Source organism: Phyllobacterium sp. P5_D12 (assembly GCF_054049495.1).
Window position 1 is genome coordinate 24531 of the sequence record NZ_JBFUMG010000002.1, and the last position, 14173, is coordinate 38703.

Annotated in this window: 15 protein-coding genes; 12 read left to right on the forward strand and 3 right to left on the reverse strand. The window is 58.9% G+C overall.

Annotated elements, in window-relative coordinates:
* Positions 1-24: 24 nt before the first annotated feature.
* Positions 25-963: a nucleoside hydrolase gene (locus tag ACXJ5O_RS00400; RefSeq protein ID WP_457298141.1), complete on the reverse strand. Its 939-nt coding sequence runs from the start codon at positions 961-963 to the stop codon at positions 25-27.
* A gap of 134 nt (positions 964-1097) precedes the next feature.
* Here ACXJ5O_RS00400 and ACXJ5O_RS00405 point away from each other — a divergent pair, with 134 nt between their 5' ends.
* The 3 genes from ACXJ5O_RS00405 to ACXJ5O_RS00415 all read left to right on the forward strand — a co-directional run bounded on the left by ACXJ5O_RS00405 (position 1098) and on the right by ACXJ5O_RS00415 (position 2959).
* On the forward strand, positions 1098-1520 hold the full coding sequence (locus ACXJ5O_RS00405) for an Hsp20 family protein (protein WP_112529546.1): 423 nt from the start codon (positions 1098-1100) through the stop codon (positions 1518-1520).
* A gap of 56 nt (positions 1521-1576) precedes the next feature.
* Positions 1577-1834 (forward strand): BQ00720 family protein, encoded by a 258-nt coding sequence (locus ACXJ5O_RS00410; RefSeq protein ID WP_457298142.1) that lies wholly within the window; start codon positions 1577-1579, stop codon positions 1832-1834.
* Between the two features lie 156 nt (positions 1835-1990).
* Positions 1991-2959, forward strand: coding sequence for a complex I NDUFA9 subunit family protein (locus ACXJ5O_RS00415; protein ID WP_457298143.1), 969 nt, complete (start codon positions 1991-1993; stop codon positions 2957-2959).
* Between the two features lie 182 nt (positions 2960-3141).
* Here ACXJ5O_RS00415 and ACXJ5O_RS00420 read toward each other — a convergent pair whose 3' ends face one another.
* On the reverse strand, positions 3142-3948 hold the full coding sequence (locus ACXJ5O_RS00420) for an undecaprenyl-diphosphate phosphatase (RefSeq protein ID WP_457298144.1): 807 nt from the start codon (positions 3946-3948) through the stop codon (positions 3142-3144).
* A gap of 168 nt (positions 3949-4116) precedes the next feature.
* Here ACXJ5O_RS00420 and ACXJ5O_RS00425 point away from each other — a divergent pair, with 168 nt between their 5' ends.
* The 3 genes from ACXJ5O_RS00425 (at position 4117) to ACXJ5O_RS00435 (ending at position 7012) form a co-directional block, all read left to right on the forward strand.
* Entirely contained in the window at positions 4117-4809 is a 693-nt protein-coding gene (locus tag ACXJ5O_RS00425; RefSeq protein WP_112529538.1) for a glutathione S-transferase family protein, read from the forward strand.
* 176 nt (positions 4810-4985) lie between these two features.
* Complete coding sequence (queG, locus tag ACXJ5O_RS00430; RefSeq protein WP_457298145.1) at positions 4986-6146, forward strand: tRNA epoxyqueuosine(34) reductase QueG; 1161 nt, start codon at positions 4986-4988, stop codon at positions 6144-6146.
* Positions 6143-7012 (forward strand): SDR family oxidoreductase, encoded by an 870-nt coding sequence (locus ACXJ5O_RS00435; RefSeq protein ID WP_457298146.1) that lies wholly within the window; start codon positions 6143-6145, stop codon positions 7010-7012. The genes queG and ACXJ5O_RS00435 overlap by 4 nt, the downstream gene beginning before the upstream one ends.
* A gap of 156 nt (positions 7013-7168) precedes the next feature.
* On the opposite strand, the gene ACXJ5O_RS00440 is transcribed toward ACXJ5O_RS00435, so the two are convergent.
* Positions 7169-8209 carry a zinc-dependent alcohol dehydrogenase family protein gene (locus tag ACXJ5O_RS00440; RefSeq protein WP_457298147.1) on the reverse strand — a complete coding sequence of 347 codons (1041 nt, stop codon included), beginning with the start codon at positions 8207-8209 and terminating at the stop codon, positions 7169-7171.
* Between the two features lie 123 nt (positions 8210-8332).
* Here ACXJ5O_RS00440 and mepA point away from each other — a divergent pair, with 123 nt between their 5' ends.
* From mepA to ACXJ5O_RS00470, 6 genes are all read left to right on the forward strand, one after another.
* Complete coding sequence (mepA, locus tag ACXJ5O_RS00445; protein WP_457298148.1) at positions 8333-9349, forward strand: penicillin-insensitive murein endopeptidase; 1017 nt, start codon at positions 8333-8335, stop codon at positions 9347-9349.
* A gap of 115 nt (positions 9350-9464) precedes the next feature.
* Complete coding sequence (locus ACXJ5O_RS00450) at positions 9465-9914, forward strand: methylglyoxal synthase (RefSeq protein WP_457298149.1); 450 nt, start codon at positions 9465-9467, stop codon at positions 9912-9914.
* A gap of 21 nt (positions 9915-9935) precedes the next feature.
* Positions 9936-10964, forward strand: coding sequence for a glucokinase (locus ACXJ5O_RS00455; protein WP_457298150.1), 1029 nt, complete (start codon positions 9936-9938; stop codon positions 10962-10964).
* A 155-nt stretch (positions 10965-11119) separates the two neighbouring features.
* Positions 11120-12952: an ABC transporter ATP-binding protein gene (locus tag ACXJ5O_RS00460; protein ID WP_457298151.1), complete on the forward strand. Its 1833-nt coding sequence runs from the start codon at positions 11120-11122 to the stop codon at positions 12950-12952.
* Entirely contained in the window at positions 12949-13785 is an 837-nt protein-coding gene (gene dapB, locus ACXJ5O_RS00465) for a 4-hydroxy-tetrahydrodipicolinate reductase (protein ID WP_457298152.1), read from the forward strand. Before ACXJ5O_RS00460 ends, dapB begins: the two co-directional genes overlap by 4 nt.
* Positions 13786-13809: 24 nt before the next feature.
* Positions 13810-14173, forward strand: a 364-nt coding sequence (locus ACXJ5O_RS00470; RefSeq protein WP_457298153.1) for a 2,3-bisphosphoglycerate-dependent phosphoglycerate mutase, incomplete at its 3' end; no start/stop codon positions are given.

The following is a 14173-nucleotide window of genomic DNA, read 5'->3' on the forward strand; positions in this document are numbered from 1 at the left end:
ATAGGCTTGGCAATCTAGAGAACCTCACGGCAGGCGCGCGACGCGTTCGGTCAAAAGATCGAAGAAGCCTTCATCGTCAACATGGCGGATATAGAGCGCGTTCTTGGGACGATCGGTCACGCCCCACCAATCGACAACGGTCATGCCGAGCGTCAATTCGTTCGTAGCGTCGACGACGACGTTGCAATGCCTGCCTCGGTAGAGCTCCGGTTTCAGCACGTAGGCGATGACATTCGGATCATGCAGCGGACCGCCATCCCGGCCGTACTTTTCCTCGTCAAACCGTTCGAAGAATTCCAGAAGCGCAACGGAGACATCACCGGCCTTTGTCCCCATTGCCCGAAAACGCTCGATACGCTTGGCGGTAGTCAGCGTCTTGTGGGTTACGTCGAGCGGCAGGATGATCACGGGAACGCCCGACCGGAGCACGATCTGCGCCGCATGCGGATCCACATAGATATTGAACTCCGCCGTCGGTGTAATGTTGCCGCCTTCGAAGAACCCGCCGCCCATGAGCACGATTTCCTGGATACGGGGTGCAAGCTCCGGGGCGCGAATCAGGACTTGTGCAATGTTCGTGAGGGGTCCAAGTGCGCATAGCGTAACACTTCCCGTTTCCTCCTTGCGTAAAGTCTCGATGATGAAATCAACCGCGTGCTGATCTTGCAGCAACATCGCTGGTTCCGGCAGATCAGGGCCATCGAGCCCCGTCTTCCCGTGCACGTGTTCAGCCGTGACCAGCTGGCGCATCAAAGGGCGATCGGCGCCGGCAAAGACTCGCGCGTCAGGACGGCCGGCAAGCTCGCAGATTTTCCGTGCGTTCAATTCGGTCAAAGCCAGTGACACATTGCCGGCTACAACCGTCACTCCAAGGACTTCCAGTTCCGGGCTGGCGAATGCCAGAAGGATTGCGAGAGCATCGTCTTGGCCGGGATCCGTATCGATTATGATTTTACGCGTCATTTCTTACTTTCTTTAGGCCTTAAATCGGCTCTCTCTTGAAGTCTGCAGTTCAATCGCCATATCAATGAACAGAAGTGAAATGCCTTAACATCACGGGTTTTGCTTTTAGGTCGCTTTTCTCAAGGACTGCACAAATGACACGAATGACACCATTTTCAAGCCCCTTGTTGCTTGGTTTCGATTCGATGGAAAAGACGCTGGAGCGTATCGCCAAGTCCGGCGACGGCTATCCGCCTTATAATATCGAGCGTATCCGGGGCAACAATGACCGTGAACAGCTTCGAATTATTCTCGCCGTTGCGGGTTTTTCCAATGACGATCTCGAAGTGACCACGGAAGACAATCAGTTGATCATTCGCGGCAGGCAGGCCGAAGAAGAGACCCGAGAATATCTGCATCGTGGTATTGCCGCACGTCAGTTCCAGCGCATCTTCGTTCTTGCCGATGGAATGCGCGTCAGCGCCGCCACTTTGAAGAATGGGCTTCTGTCGATCGATCTCGACCGGCCGGAACCCGAACGATTGGTCAAACGCATCAACATTGCGGTTCAGGACTAGTCGTAGCTCTAACTGGACAGGGCCTAAGGATGGACTGTCCGAACATGGAGGCTATTATGCAAACCACCGATCACAAGAATCTCCTGAGCGAGCTTGAATTTGCGCGCCTTGGCGCTGGCCAGGTGGCTTATATGCGCAAGGTCAAAACCGATGACCTCGCCACCAGCTTTCCGGCACTCCCGCCGATGACGCCGGGCGTCGAGCTTTGGGCGCTTTTTGCGGCCAATGGCGAGCCGATCGTGCTTTCCGATGAACGCGACAATGTGCTTGTCGGCGCGCAGGAACACGAATTGCGCACCGTGATGCTGCAGTAATCAATCAAAGCGCGTGGTTCGGCGGCTTGCCGAGCCACGCATCTGAATACTTTAGCGCGGCAACGCGCCGCGAACTTTGAGCTCCAATTCCCTTTGCGCCGGCGACAAAAGGCATTAAACAGCATCTGTTGCCCGCTTGCATTTTAGGAGAGCTCGATGACAATCATTAAGCCAAAACTCGTCACCGTTTTCGGAGGCTCCGGCTTTATCGGTCGTCATGTCGTGCGTGCGCTGACCAAGCGCGGGTGCCGCGTTCGGGTTGCCGTGCGCCATCCCGATCTCGCATTCGATCTGCAGCCGCTTGGCGGCGTCGGCCAGATCCAGGCCGTACAGGCAAATCTGCGTAATCGTGCTTCGATCGATCGTGCGGTTGCCGGTTCCGATCATGTGATCAATCTCGTCGGACTGCTTTTCGAAGGCGGCAACCAGAAGTTCAGCACGGTGCACGATTTCGGTGCACGCGCGGTCGCGGAATCGGCCCGTGCGGCTGGCGTTCCCCTGACACATATGTCGGCGATTGGCGCCGATGTCCGTACTCATTCCGCCTATGCCAGCACCAAGGGCCGCGCCGAGGCAGCCGTACACGATACGCTACCGGACGCCATCATCATTCGCCCGTCCATCGTCTTCGGACCTGAGGACAATTTCTTCAACAAATTTGCCGGCATGGCGCGCATTTCGCCATTTCTGCCGCTGATTGGCGGCGGCCACACCAGGTTCCAGCCAGTCTATGTCGGCGATGTCGCCGAAGTCTTTGCACGTTCGGTCGATGGCACTCTCAAGCCAGGCGAAATCTACGAACTTGGCGGCGCAGAAGTCCTGACGTTCAAGCAATGCCTCGAGGAAGTGCTGCGTGTCACTGGCCGCAAGCGCATGTTCGTATCGATCCCGTTCTGGATCGCCAGAATTCAGGGATCTATCCTTGGCTATCTGCCAAAGCCACCGCTGACGAAGGATCAAGTCTTGCTCCTGCAGCATGACAATGTGGTGTCGCACGCTGCAAAAGAAGAGGGYCGTACCCTCGAAGGGCTTGGAATCCGGCCGCAGACGATCGAGACCATTCTGCCGTCATATCTCTGGCGTTTCCGGAGCCACGGACAATATTCCAGCCAGACACCCGCTTAATTTAGGGATGAAAGTTGCCGCCTGCACCCTCCCCCTTGTGGGGAGGGAGGCTGCGCAGCAGCAGGGAGGGGTCCTTTTACGCCACTAACACCCTGCCGACCCGCTCTGGCATTTAAGAATCCCCTCCCCGGACCTGCGGTCCGTCCCTCCCCACAAGGGGGAGGGTAAAGAGCAGTGCTCCCTTACCGCATCAATATCAACGCGACCAATCCGAGTGTGCCGACGACCAGCCGCCACCATGCGAACAATGCAAAACCGTGGCGCGAGACATAATCCAGCAGATAACGGACGACGAACACGCCCGAGATGAAGGCTGCTACAAACCCGATAATGATCAACGACGCATCGTTGAAAGTCAGTATGTGACGGTTCTTGAAGAGGTCGTAGGCGAAGGCGCCGGCCATCGTCGGCATCGCCAGAAAGAATGAAAATTCGGCTGCCGAGCGCTTGTCCGTCCCGAGCAGCAGCGCTCCGACGATCGTCGCACCGGAACGCGACGTACCCGGAATCATGGCAAAGCACTGGATCAAGCCGATCTTGAAGCAGAGACCCAGCGGAAAATCCATGACATTGGTATAGCGCGGCTTCAGTTCAACACGGTCGACCCAGAGCAGGATCAGCCCGCCGATGATGAGCATCACGCAGATAAGCATGGGCGATTCGAACAGCACGGTCTTGATGATGTCATGGGCGAGCGCCCCGATAACCGCTGCCGGGAGGAACGCGATAAGGATGCCCGTAACGAAACGGCGCGCTTTCGGATCGGTTGGAAGATCGCGCGCAATCTTCATGAGACGGCCGAAATAGACGCTGAGAATCGCCAGAATAGCGCCGAGCTGTATCAACACCTCGAACGTCTTGCCATTCGATTCGAAGCCGAGGAAATGCCCCGCGAGCAACAGATGCCCCGTTGACGACACCGGCAGGAATTCGGTTATTCCTTCCAGCAAGCCAAGAAAGGCCGCTTCGACAATCGTCTGTGTTTCCATGATTACCGCTTTCTTGATAGGCGCCGCTGGGAGAACCGGCTGTTGGTGAAATCCTGTTTACTTGTCTCGTGCTAAGGTTGCGCCTATAGGTTTGGCGCAGGTCCGACGCGGCTGTCGCGAGACGACGGTGCGGATAAAATACCAGTTTGAAAGATTTACCAATCTGCCATGTTGACGCTCTTCCATCATCCGATGTCCACCGGCTCGCGCTACACCCGGCTTATCCTCAATGAATATGACATTGAAGTGGAGCTGATCGAAGAAAACAGCTGGGCGCGGCGCAAGGAGTTTCTGGCACTCAACCCGGCGGGGACCCTGCCCGTACTTCTGGCGGAAGGCGATGTTCCGGTTTCTGGGGCTTCCGTGATTGCCGAATATATCGACGAAACGCGCGGCGCGCTAAAGCGCAGCCGCCGGTTGTTTCCTGAAGATTCACTCAACCGCGCAGAAGTGCGCCGGCTGGTCGACTGGTTCCTTACGAAGCTCGAAAATGAAGTAACCCGGCATATGGCGCGCGAACGCATTTTCAAGTTGCACATGACCGCCGAACAGGGTGGCGGAGCGCCGGATTCAGGCGCTATCCGTGCTGCCCGGACGAATATCACCCAGCATATGAAATATATCGACTGGCTGACGGCAACGCGCAACTGGCTGGCCGGACCGGCGCCGAGCTATGCGGACATGTCAGCCGCCGCTTCGATCTCGATTCTCGACTATCTTGGCGAAATCAAATGGGGCGAATATAAAGCGGCGCGCGACTGGTACACGCGGATGAAATCGCGTCCTTCGTTCCGGCCATTGTTGTCGGATCGGGTGCGCGGCTTGCCGCCTTCGTCACACTATGGCGATCTGGATTTTTAAACCTGGTGTAGGTGCGTGGTTCGACAAGTTCACCATGAGGGAAGTTGGTTGATTGCAAGATAGTTCGGAAACATCAGCGTTTTCTTGGCTCCTTGCAAAAATACCAACTTCCCTCATGGTGAGAATCCTGAGCCCGTCGAAGGGCGAACCACGCATAGGGCCAGTGCGAGATGATTTTGCACTCCAAAACATCCAAACCCTCACAGGCGCAGCGGCTGAAGCAGTTCATCCTGGAGGAATCGCGTGCGGCCGGCTTCGATCTGGTCGCCATCACCCGGCCGGATTCCATCCCGTTCGCCGAAGAGCGCTTGCGCCAATATCTGGCGCTCGGACGCCACGCGAGTATGGACTGGATGCATGAAACGGAAGAGCGCCGCGCCAATCCGCACAATCTGTGGCCTGAGGTGCGTTCGATCATCGTGCTTGCCATGAACTACGGGCCGGACAGCGATCCCTTGGCAATCCTCCAGCACAAGGATAAAGCCGCGATTTCAGTCTATGCACAGAACCGCGACTATCATGACATCATCAAGGGCAAGCTCAAAGGCGTCGCCAGCCGTTTCGCCTCCCGCGCCGCGGGTGAAGACCTGAAGGTCTTCGTCGATACGGCACCGGTTATGGAAAAGCCGCTGGCCGAAGCCGCTGGTCTCGGCTGGCAGGGTAAGCACACCAATCTCGTCAGCCGCAGTCATGGCTCGTGGTTGTTTCTCGGTACGATCTTCACCACGGCGGAATTGCCGCCCGATGAACGTGAGGCAGATCATTGTGGCTCGTGCCACGCCTGCCTCGACGTGTGCCCGACCAATGCGTTCCCGGCGCCCTATCAGCTCGATGCAGGACGCTGCATCTCGTATCTCACCATCGAGCACAAGGAGCCCATCCCGTTCGAATTTCGCAAGGCGATGGGCAACCGCATTTATGGCTGCGACGATTGTCTCGCCGTCTGCCCATGGAACAAATTTGCCGACACCGCTCGTGAGACCAAGCTTCAGGCGCGCGATGACCTGAAATCGCCGTCGCTCGCGTCGCTTCTGATGCTGGACGACGCGGCATTTCGCACGATGTTCGCCGGTTCGCCGATCAAGCGCATCGGCCGGGACCGTTTCATACGCAATGTGCTTATCGCCAGCGGCAATTCCGGCGACCCGGGCTTGATCGAGACCGTCAAAACGCATCTCGCCGATCCCTCGCCACTTGTGCGCGGTGCCGCCGTGTGGGCCGTGAGTGAACTGATGGATGAAGACCGGTTCGCTGCCCTGCGCATGCAAGGAGCCGCGCAGGAAAATGATACGAGCGTCTTGACCGAGTGGCACAAAGCCGCGAAAAATCAACAATGAACATTTTTCTCTTCGGCGCCGGATATTCGGCGCGCACCTTTGCCAAAGTCATTGATGGTCAAGCGGATTTCATCGGCGGGACGACGCGCGATAGCGCCAAATTTTCAGACCTCAAGAAGGATGGCATCACGCCGTTCCTGTTTCATGGTACCCACGCCTCGCAGGAGATTGTCGATGTCCTCGCCGGTGTCACGCATCTCGTCATCTCGACGTCACCCGGGCAGAGCGGCGATCCGGTGCTGGCACAATTTGGCAAGACCATTCGGCACGCCATGCCCAAGCTGCAATGGATCGGCTATCTTTCCACCGTCGGCGTCTATGGTAATCATGGCGGTGCATGGGTCGACGAGAATACGCCATGCCACCCGCTCTCCGCCCGTTCCACCGAACGTGTCGCTGCCGAGCAGGGCTGGCAGCAACTGGCGGATGAGCGCGGCGTTCCGCTCGCTATCCTGAGGCTTGCCGGCATTTATGGGCCGGGCCGCAACGCTTTCGTCAATCTCGCCAACGGCAGCGCGCGCCGCCTGAACAAGACAGGGCAGGTGTTCAACCGTATCCACGTTGATGATATTGCCGGTGCACTGGTTTTTCTCAGCCTGCGCAATGAGGCCGGTATTTTCAACATAACCGATGATGAACCTGCACCGCCGCAGGACGTCGTCGCCTATGCAGCGGAGCTGATGGGCGTCGAACCACCGGAAGAGGCCGATTTCGATACAGCACCGCTGACGCCGATGGCACGCTCTTTCTACGGCGAGAACAAACGCGTTTCCAATAAACGCATCAAGGCGCTCGGCTTTTCCTTCCGCTATCCCGACTACGGCACCGCCTTCGCGACCATGTGGCGCGATGGAAGCTGGAAATAGCGTTGCTTGCGCTAGAGACCGTTTTGAGAATTTCGGCCTGACGAGGCAGCCGGTGCGATTTTCGAGAACCGGAGCGCAGTGGACTTTTGGGTCCATGAGCACCGGAAGCGCAGAAAATCGCATTGGATGCCCGTCAGGCTGGATTGGCAACGGTCTCTAGAACCGCGTTATCACATTGATCCCCAATCCCTCGAACCGGTCCATCGCCATCAGCGCGGCCGGGGCTTCATMCAGCGTGATCTCCTTGCCGATCAGCTTTTGCGGCTGCAGTTTGCCCGTTTCAAGCATGTCCATCAGCGCCTTGTAGCGGAATGCCTGCATGCCGTGACTGCCATAAATCTCGAGCTCATGCGCGATTACCTTGTCCATCGGGATCGGCGGATGCGCGTGGTCGCCAAGCATCAGCCCCACCTGCACGTGCCGGCCGCGGYGGCGCAGATTGGCAATGGAGCTGAAACAGGTCGAAGGATGGCCGAGCGCGTCGATGGAGACATGCGCGCCGCCCTTGGTGATTTCCCGCACAGCACCGACCACATTCTGCGTCTCGCGACCATTTATCGTCGCAACAGCGCCAAGCTCGCGAGCGAAGGCAAGTTTCTCTTCGGTCAGGTCGATGGCGATAACATTGGCACCCATCGCCGTGGCGATCATGATCGCCGAAAGACCAACGCCGCCGCAGCCGTGCACCGCCACCCATTCGCCCGGCTTGACCTTTGCCTGATCGACGATGGCGCGAAACGAGGTAACGAAGCGGCAGCCCAGGCTTGCCGCCGTGGCAAAATCCAGCGTATCGGGGAGCGCCACGAGATTGGTATCGGCAAAATCCACCGCCACATATTCCGCGAAGGACCCCCAGGCGGTGAAGCCCGGCTGAAACTGGTTTTCGCAGACCTGATGGTTGCCGGAATTGCATTCGAAACAATGGCCGCAGCCGCCGACGAATGGCACGGTGACGCGCTGACCGATCTTCCATTGCGTCACATGCTTGCCGATCGCCTGAACGGTCCCGGCCAGTTCGTGTCCCGGCACATGCGGCAGGACGATATCGGCATCGTGCCCCATCCAGCCATGCCAGTCGCTACGGCATAGCCCGGTCGCCTCGACCTTGATGACCACGCCCGTGGCCGCTGTCGAGGGGTCGTCTACTGTCCGCACATCGGGCGTCTCGCCGAATTGCTCGAAAATGACAGCTTTCATGGGACGCTCCGTTCGATTCGCAGTTGTTTACCGCACTATATTGCGACTTTGCAGCGAATCTGGCCATCATAAAGCCCGGATCGGCGACTCAATTTATCGCGGTCACTTGTGGGAATGGCAATCATGACATCCAAAACCTTGTTGGGTCTTGCGCTCGGCTTGCTCATTTCGCTTACCAGCGCCGTCGATGCCGTGGCGGTGGATGGTCCAGCCAAGCAATTATTCGGTGCGCAAACCCTGCCCACCGTCGGCAAGGCGCAATCGGTGGGCTTCTATGCCAAAGGCTGCCTGGCAGGCGGCGTTGCGCTTCCGACGGACGGCCCGACCTGGCAAGTCATGCGCCTGTCGCGCAATCGCCGCTGGGGCAATCCTTATATGATCAGCCTGATCGAGAGACTATCGCGTGATGCCGCCGTCAAGGCCAACTGGAACGGGTTGCTGATCGGCGACATTTCGCAGCCGCGCGGCGGACCGATGATCACCGGCCATGCGTCGCATCAGATCGGCCTCGATGCCGATATCTGGCTGACGCCCATGCCGAAAAGACGCTTCACCGACCAAGAGCGGGAGACGGTTTCTGCAGCCTCGATGCTCAAGGGCGATACACTCTATGTCGATCCGCAAAAATGGACAGCCTCGCGCACGGCCCTGTTGAAGACGGCCGCTACTTATCCGGAAGTCGAGCGTATATTTGTCCATCCCGGTATAAAGAAGCAACTTTGTGACACGGTTCAGGGCGATCGCAGCTGGCTTGCCAAGGTTCGCCCCTATTGGGGCCACTTCTACCACTTCCATATCCGCATAAAATGCCAGCCTGGTTCACCCAATTGTACGCCGCAGCAACCGACGGGCAATGATGATGGATGCGGCAAGCCCCTTGCCTGGTGGTTTACCGATGAGCCATGGAGAAAGGCGCCGCCGCCGAAGAAGCCGGTCAAGCCAAAGGTCATGATGCTGTCTGCCTTGCCGAAGCAATGTGCGCAGGTTTTGGAAGCGCCCGGCCCGAAATCCGTCGAGGAAGTGACCTATGGCGTGCGTGGCAAGGCGGCCCAGCCTGCGTCCGTTGGAAATCCGCCCGCTTCGGTCGCGGAACCGGACGACGAAGAGGTGCCCGACAACCTACCGGTTCAGGGCCAATAGGCGCTGCAACCGCCGTTTGCAGCCCAGGTCTTTTTTCGTCTTGGTCTTTTCATGCTGGCATGAATTGAGTATAGGGTTTCAATCGATTTAGGGTTGGACCCGATACAGAGTTTTCATGACACAGCCATTTCGCCTCGCGCTGATAGCGCATGACCAGAAAAAGGACGACATGGTGGATTTTGCTCGCACCTATGAAAGGTTGCTTGCGCCTTGCACRATCGTTGCCACGGGCACAACGGGCGGGCTCGTTCAGGAAGCATGTCCTTCGCTGACCATCACGCGAGTCAAGAGCGGACCGCTCGGCGGTGACCAGCAGATCGGTGCATTGATTGCCGAGGGAAAGATCGACGGATTGATTTTCTTTGTCGACCCGCTGTCTCCCATGCCGCATGATGTCGACGTCAAGGCGCTGATGCGGCTTGCTAGCGTTTACGATATTCCGATGGCTTTGAACCGGGCGACTGCCGAGGTTCTGGTGCAGAAGAGAGGTTTGCTGCGCGATGACGCAGCGGAAAATACACTTACTGCGCCGCGTGCTCCCTCGGACACGCAAACGTCGCAGTAATACTAAAACAGGGAAGCGATAATGGTTACACAGGCAGATACCGACCACATCATGAAGTTTCCGATCCTGGTTGGTGACATCGGTGGTACCAATGCGCGATTTGCCATTCTGGTCGACGCTTATGCGGACCCGAAGGAATTTCCGGTTCTGCAGACCGCCGATTATCCGACCATCGACGAGGCGATCCAGAACGCCATTCTCGACCATACCTCGATCCAGCCGCGTTCGGCGGTCCTCGCCATCGCCGGTCCGGTCGAAGGTGACGAAATCGATCTCACCAACTGCGCCTGGGTGGTCAAGCCGCACCAGATGATGGAGACGCTCGGCCTTCGCGATATCACGGTCCTCAACGATTTCGAAGCGCAGGCGCTCGCCGTCGTCTCGCTAGAACCCAAGCATCTGGAAAAACTTGGTGGCGGCGCAGGCGATCCCCATGGCAGCCGCGCCGTGCTCGGACCCGGCACCGGCCTTGGCGTCGCCGGCATGGTTCGCGCACGTTCGAGCTGGGTTCCGGTTCCGGGAGAAGGCGGCCACGTGGATATGGGGCCGCGCACGCCGCGCGATCTCGAAATCTTCCCGCATCTCGAGCATATCGAGGGGCGCATCTCTGGCGAACAGCTGCTTTGCGGCCGTGGTCTGCAGAATATCTATCGCGCGATCTGCAAGGTTAGCGGCACCGATGCGAAATTGCAGACGCCGGCCGATATCACTTCGGCCGGCCTTTCGGGAGAATCCGCCGAGGCCAAGGAAACGTTAGCGCTGTTCGTGACCTATCTCGGCCGGCTTGCCGGTGATTTCGCCCTGACATTCATGGCCCGCGGCGGCGTTTATCTTGCCGGCGGCATCGTCCAGAAGATTGTCGAGCCGTTGAAGGATCCGGCGTTCCGCCAGGCTTTCGAGGACAAGGCGCCGCACGGAGATATCCTGCGTGAGACGCCGGTTTATGTCATCACGCATCCGCTCGCGGCGCTCAGCGGCCTATCCGCGTTCGCGCGCACGCCGACCCGCTTTGGGGTTTCCATTGAAGGACGGCGCTGGCGGCGCGACTAAATCCGGGGTCGGCACAAGAGCAACACTCGTCTACTCCCTGCGAAACCGCGGCCAAAACCGATAGGCAAGCCGGATCAATAACGCTATAGGGACTGAATAAGCGGCAAGAGCAATGCCTTGCCGGATTTTTCAGTACCAGCGAGTTGCCGCCAGTAATGAGCGAACAGACCAGGAAAAAGAAGATCGATCCATCCGAGGCGAAGCGCGTCATCGGCCGGGTTCTTGGCGAAAATGTCCGCGATCACCGGTCTTCCTATGCCATCGCCATCGTCGCCATGCTTGCGGTTGCCTGCACGACGGCTTTCGTCGCCTATATCTTCAAGGACGTGATCAACAAGATCTATTACGAGCGCCGCGAAGACCTCATAATTCCAATCAGTCTCGGCATTCTCGGTGCTTTCGTCATTCGCGGCATTGCGACTTATGTACAGTCCGTGACGATGGCGAGAATCGGCAATAACATCGTCGCGCGTTATCAAGCCCGTGTCTTCGATCACCTGATGAAGCTCGGCCTCGACTTCTACCATGACACACGCTCAGGCCAGCTTGCCGCCCGCGTCAACCAGAACGTTGGCGGTGTGCGCGAGCTTTTGGATATCGTCGTCACGACCATTGCCAAGGATGTGCCGACGCTGATCGCCCTCATTGTGAGCATGGTTCTGCTCGATCCATTCCTGTCGCTGATCGCGCTGCTCGTCGGCCCGCCGCTGATACTTGTCGTCCGCTATCTGGCGCGGCGCCTGCGCAGCATCCATCGCGAATCCGTGACGCTGAATTCGCACCTTCTCGGCGCCATGCAGGAAGCGACGCAGGGCATCGCCATCGTCAAGGCGTTTACCATGGAAGACCAGTTGCGCATCAAGATCAGCGCACTGATCAAGCGAGCCGAGGAGCGCGCCAACAAGATCGCGCGCGTTTCGGAACGCATGACACCGATCACCGAACTCATCGCCGGCATCGCCATCGCCTCGATGATCATCTACACGGGCTACCGCGCTGTCTATAATGCCGAGCCGCCTGGCGCCATGTTCGGCTTCATGACGGCTGTGCTCCTCGCCTATGATCCCGTGCGCCGCCTGGCGCGGGTCCAGGTTGGGCTCGAACGTTCGCTGGTCAATGCCCGCATGATTTACGAGATCCTCGACATCGAGCCGCGCCAGGCGGACAGCATCGGCGCCGTGCCGATCACCGTACAGAGCGGCGAGGTGCAATTCGACAATGTCACCTTCAGCTACGGCAATGGCGTGCCGGTGCTGCATGGCATCGGCTTCACGGCGGAAGCCGGCAAGACCACAGCCATCATCGGCGCTTCCGGCGCCGGCAAATCGACGCTGATTGGCCTTGTCCAGCGCTTTTACGATATCAATGGCGGGCGTATCCTCGTCGATGGGCAGGATATCGCCTATGTCAGCAAGCGCTCGCTGCGCCAGTCGATCGCCTATGTCTCGCAGCAGCCCTATCTCTTCGAAGGAACGATCGCCGACAATATCCGCTATGGCCGCCCGGATGCCACCGATGAGGACATCATCGAGGCGGCGAAGCTCGCCAACGCCGATGAGTTCATCCGCCAGCAGCCGCACAGCTACGGCACGGAAGTCGGCGAGAACGGCGTGACTCTTTCCGGCGGCCAGCGCCAGCGCCTTTCTATCGCCCGTGCCATCGTCCGCAACGCTTCGATCCTGCTTCTCGACGAGGCGACGTCCGCACTCGACAATGAATCGGAAAAACGCGTGCAGCAGGCACTGGAGCGCGTTATGCAAGGGCGTACCACCATCGTAATCGCCCACCGCCTGTCGACCATCGTCAACGCCGACCATATCGTCGTCATGGAGGCCGGACGCGTTGTGGAGGAAGGCGTGCACGAGACGTTGCTCGCCCGTCCCAACGGGGTCTATGCCCGCTTCTATCAGTTGCAGGGCAAGGAAGAGTCGCCCATCATCGATGACAGCGAAGAAGTACCCCATCGAATAGCGAGACCAGCCGAATGAGCCCAGCGGAACAGCCCACGACGCCAATGAAACTTGCCGTTGTCGGCGCAGCAGGGCGCATGGGCCAGACGCTGATCCGCGTCATCCACGCCACCCCTGGCGCGATACTTGCCGGAGCCATTGAACGGCCCGGCTCACCCCATATCGGCAGTGATGCGGGTGAACTTGCCGGCGTCGGCAATCTTGGCGTTTCGATCACGGATGACGCGGCCGCAGCGTTTGCCGGCGTCGAGGGCGTGCTCGATTTCACGACGCCAGCCGCGAGTGTGGCGTTTGCCGAGCTGGCGTCGCAGGCGCGTATCGTTCACGTCATCGGCACGACAGGCTGCACAAACGACGACGATGCAAAGATTGCCGCAGCCGCCCGTCATGCGGTCGTCATCAAATCCGGCAATATGAGCCTTGGCGTCAATCTGCTCGCCGTCCTCGTCAAACAGGCGGCGCGCGCGCTCGGCGCGGATGATTTCGATATCGAGATTCTGGAAATGCACCACAAGCACAAGGTCGATGCACCCTCGGGCACCGCATTGCTGTTGGGCGAAGCCGCAGCCGAAGGCCGCGACATCGGGCTCGGCCAGCACAGCGTGCGGGTGCGCGACGGCCATACCGGTGCGCGCGAAAGCGGGACGATCGGTTTTGCCGCATTGCGCGGCGGCTCCGTCGTCGGCGACCATTCCGTCATCCTTGCCGGTCAGGGCGAGCGCATCACGCTCTCGCACCATGCGGAAGATCGTACGATATTCGCGCGCGGCGCCGTCAAGGCGGCGCTTTGGGGCAAAGGCCGCAAACCCGGTCTTTATTCCATGGCCGACGTCCTCGGCCTCAATCAATAGCTTCGATCAACAGGAGAATTTGCAATGTCCGGAACCCTCGTCCTTGTCCGCCATGGCCAGAGCGAATGGAATTTGAAGAACCTCTTCACCGGCTGGCGCGACCCCGCGCTGACCGCGCTCGGCCATGAGGAAGCCAAGGATGCCGGCCAGCGGCTGAAGGCCATGGGATTGCATTTCGACATCGCCTTTACCTCCGTTCTCTCACGCGCCGAGGCGACCCTCGATCACATTCTCGAAGAGATCGGCCAGACCGGCCTTGAAACAATCCGCGACCAGGCCTTGAACGAGCGCGATTATGGCGACCTGTCCGGCCTCAACAAGGATGATGCCCGCGCAAAGTGGGGTGAGGAGCAGGTGCATGTCTGGCGCCGCTCCTATGACGTTCCGC